1 rRNA gene is annotated in these 3,190 nt (G+C 57.3%); it reads left to right on the top strand.

Annotated elements, in window-relative coordinates:
* Positions 1 to 49 precede the first annotated feature (49 nt).
* Positions 50 to 3,168, top strand: a 23S ribosomal RNA gene (locus LMU33_RS40620).
* Positions 3,169 to 3,190: the final 22 nt, after the last annotated feature.

The raw sequence follows: 3,190 nt of genomic DNA, 5'->3' as shown, positions 1-3,190 counted from the left end.
GGGTGGCTGGTCGTTGTTTGAGAACTGCACAGTGGACGCGAGCATCTGTGGCCAAGTTTTTAAGGGCGCACGGTGGATGCCTTGGCACCAGGAACCGATGAAGGACGTGGGAGGCCACGATAGTCCCCGGGGAGTCGTCAACCAGGCTTTGATCCGGGGGTTTCCGAATGGGGAAACCCGGCAGTCGTCATGGGCTGTCACCCGCTGCTGAACACATAGGCAGTGTGGAGGGAACGCGGGGAAGTGAAACATCTCAGTACCCGCAGGAAGAGAAAACAACCGTGATTCCGGGAGTAGTGGCGAGCGAAACCGGATGAGGCCAAACCTACGGCGTGTGAGACCCGGCAGGGGTTGCGTCGTGGGGGTTGTGGGATCTCTCTTCTGTTGTCTGCCGGCAACAGGACGAGTCAGAAACCGTTGATGTAGGCGAAGGACATGCGAAAGGTCCGGCGTAGAGGGTAAGACCCCCGTAGTCGAAACGTCAGCGGCTCGTTGGAGAGACACCCAAGTAGCACGGGGCCCGAGAAATCCCGTGTGAATCTGGCGGGACCACCCGCTAAGCCTAAATATTCCCTGGTGACCGATAGCGGATAGTACCGTGAGGGAATGGTGAAAAGTACCCCGGGAGGGGAGTGAAATAGTACCTGAAACCGTGTGCCTACAAGCCGTGGGAGCGTCGGATGCAGCTTGCTGCATCTCGTGACTGCGTGCCTTTTGAAGAATGAGCCTGCGAGTTTGCGGTGTGTTGCGAGGTTAACCCGGGTGGGGAAGCCGTAGCGAAAGCGAGTCCGAATAGGGCGCTGTAGTAGCACGCTCAAGACCCGAAGCGGAGTGATCTAGCCATGGGCAGGTTGAAGCGGAGGTAAGACTTCGTGGAGGACCGAACCCACCAGGGTTGAAAACCTGGGGGATGACCTGTGGTTAGGGGTGAAAGGCCAATCAAACTCCGTGATAGCTGGTTCTCCCCGAAATGCATTTAGGTGCAGCGTCGTGTGTTTCTTGCCGGAGGTAGAGCACTGGATAGGCGATGGGCCCTACCGGGTTACTGACCTTAGCCAAACTCCGAATGCCGGTAAGTGAGAGCGCGGCAGTGAGACTGTGGGGGATAAGCTCCATGGTCGAGAGGGAAACAGCCCAGAGCATCGACTAAGGCCCCTAAGCGTACGCTAAGTGGGAAAGGATGTGGAGTCGCACAGACAACCAGGAGGTTGGCTTAGAAGCAGCCACCCTTGAAAGAGTGCGTAATAGCTCACTGGTCTAGTGATTCCGCGCCGACAATGTAGCGGGGCTCAAGCGTACCGCCGAAGTCGTGTCATTGCAGCGTATAGCCCCAACGGGTGCTGTGATGGGTAGGGGAGCGTCGTCTGCCGGGTGAAGCGGCACTGGAAGGTAGTCGTGGACGGTTGACGAGTGAGAATGCAGGCATGAGTAGCGATTCACACGTGAGAAACGTGTGCGCCGATTGACTAAGGGTTCCTGGGTCAAGCTGATCTGCCCAGGGTAAGTCGGGACCTAAGGCGAGGCCGACAGGCGTAGTCGATGGATAACCGGTTGATATTCCGGTACCCGCTGTGAAGCGTCAAACATCGAATCCAGTGATGCTGAGGCCGTGAAGCCGCCCTGGAGCCTTCGGGCAAAGGGGAGTGGTGGAGCCGCCGGACCAATCTGGTAGTAGGTGAGTGATGGGGTGACGCAGGAAGGTAGTCCATCCCGGGCGGTGGTTGTCCCGGGGTAAGGGTGTAGGACGTGAGGTAGGTAAATCCGCCTTGCATGTGTCTGAGACCTGATGCCGAGCCGATTGTGGTGAAGTGGATGATCCTATGCTGTCGAGAAAAGCCTCTAGCGAGTTTCATGGCGGCCCGTACCCTAAACCGACTCAGGTGGTCAGGTAGAGAATACCGAGGCGTTCGGGTGAACTATGGTTAAGGAACTCGGCAAAATGCCCCCGTAACTTCGGGAGAAGGGGGGCCATTCCTGGTGAGAGGACTTGCTCCTCGAGCTGGGGGTGGCCGCAGAGACCAGCGAGAAGCGACTGTTTACTAAAAACACAGGTCCGTGCGAAGCCGTAAGGCGATGTATACGGACTGACGCCTGCCCGGTGCTGGAACGTTAAGGGGACCGGTTAGCTCACTTTCGGGTGGGCGAAGCTGAGAACTTAAGCGCCAGTAAACGGCGGTGGTAACTATAACCATCCTAAGGTAGCGAAATTCCTTGTCGGGTAAGTTCCGACCTGCACGAATGGCGTAACGACTTCTCGACTGTCTCAACCATAGGCCCGGTGAAATTGCACTACGAGTAAAGATGCTCGTTTCGCGCAGCAGGACGGAAAGACCCCGGGACCTTTACTACAGTTTGATATTGGTGTTCGGTTCGGCTTGTGTAGGATAGCTGGGAGACTGTGAAGCATGCACGCCAGTGTGTGTGGAGTCGTCGTTGAAATACCAGTCTGGTCGTGCTGGATGTCTAACCTGGGTCCGTGATCCGGATCAGGGACAGTGTCTGATGGGTAGTTTAACTGGGGCGGTTGCCTCCTAAAGGGTAACGGAGGCGCCCAAAGGTTCCCTCAGCCTGGTTGGCAATCAGGTGTTGAGTGTAAGTGCACAAGGGAGCTTGACTGTGAGACCGACGGGTCGAGCAGGGACGAAAGTCGGGACTAGTGATCCGGCGGTGGCTTGTGGAAGCGCCGTCGCTCAACGGATAAAAGGTACCCCGGGGATAACAGGCTGATCTTCCCCAAGAGTCCATATCGACGGGATGGTTTGGCACCTCGATGTCGGCTCGTCGCATCCTGGGGCTGGAGTCGGTCCCAAGGGTTGGGCTGTTCGCCCATTAAAGCGGTACGCGAGCTGGGTTTAGAACGTCGTGAGACAGTTCGGTCCCTATCCGCTGTGCGCGTAGGAGTCTTGAGAAGGGCTGTCCCTAGTACGAGAGGACCGGGACGGACGAACCTCTGGTGTGCCAGTTGTTCTGCCAAGGGCATGGCTGGTTGGCTACGTTCGGGAGGGATAACCGCTGAAAGCATCTAAGCGGGAAGCCTGCTTCGAGATGAGGACTCCCACCCACTTGATGGGGTAAGGCTCCCAGTAGACGACTGGGTTGATAGGCCGGATCTGGAAGCCAGGTAACTGGTGGAGGTGACCGGTACTAATAGGCCGAGGGCTTGTCCTCAGTTGCTCGCGTCCACTGTGTT

It is taken from the genome of Streptomyces barringtoniae, assembly GCF_020819595.1.
GTDB lineage: Bacteria > Actinomycetota > Actinomycetes > Streptomycetales > Streptomycetaceae > Streptomyces > Streptomyces barringtoniae.
This window is presented reverse-complemented; position numbering and strand designations above follow the sequence as displayed.